We start from the raw sequence: 491 nt of genomic DNA, 5'->3' as shown, positions 1-491 counted from the left end.
TCAGTTGTGTATAAGAGACTGGTGTGAGCCTGCTCGCGATGGCGTTGTGTCAGCCACCTTCTTCGGCGCAGACACTGCGCTATCGCGAGCAGGCTCACTCCTACAGTTTTGTTTATTACTGGGGGCTGTTGAACTGGTCGGAATAGCTGCCAGTCATCAATGCCGACGCAACGCGATCAGAACCCACGCCAACGCGAGAATAGGCGAGACGGTTGGCGTTTAAGCGATCTGCGCCGTCGGATGCCACGGCACCCGCGCCGACATGATCGGATCCATCAGCGGCCACAGCATTCGCGCCGACATGATCGGAGCCGTCAGCAGCCACAGCACCCGCGCCGACATGATCAGAGCCGTCAGCAGCCACAGCACCCGCGCCGACATGATCAGAGCCGTCAGCAGCCACAGCACCCGCGCCGACATGATCTGCGCCGTCTGCTGCCACCGCACACGCGCCGACAGGATCAGAGCCGGCAGCGGCCACAGCACCCGCG

At 62.5% G+C, this 491-nt stretch carries 2 protein-coding genes; one reads left to right on the top strand and one right to left on the bottom strand.

Annotated elements, in window-relative coordinates:
* Positions 1-23 precede the first annotated feature (23 nt).
* A complete protein-coding gene (locus QMX93_RS30835) occupies positions 24-146 on the top strand; it encodes a hypothetical protein (protein ID WP_282359351.1) in 123 nt (40 codons plus the stop codon).
* Here QMX93_RS30835 and QMX93_RS30830 read toward each other — a convergent pair.
* On the bottom strand, positions 116-491 hold a 376-nt coding region (locus tag QMX93_RS30830; RefSeq protein WP_282359350.1), incomplete at its 5' end, for a hypothetical protein. The two genes, QMX93_RS30835 and QMX93_RS30830, sit on opposite strands and share 31 nt — an antisense overlap.

The sequence above is a fragment of the Pseudomonas sp. PS01303 genome (assembly GCF_029959385.1).
Classification (GTDB): domain Bacteria; phylum Pseudomonadota; class Gammaproteobacteria; order Pseudomonadales; family Pseudomonadaceae; genus Aquipseudomonas; species Aquipseudomonas rustica.
This window is presented reverse-complemented; position numbering and strand designations above follow the sequence as displayed.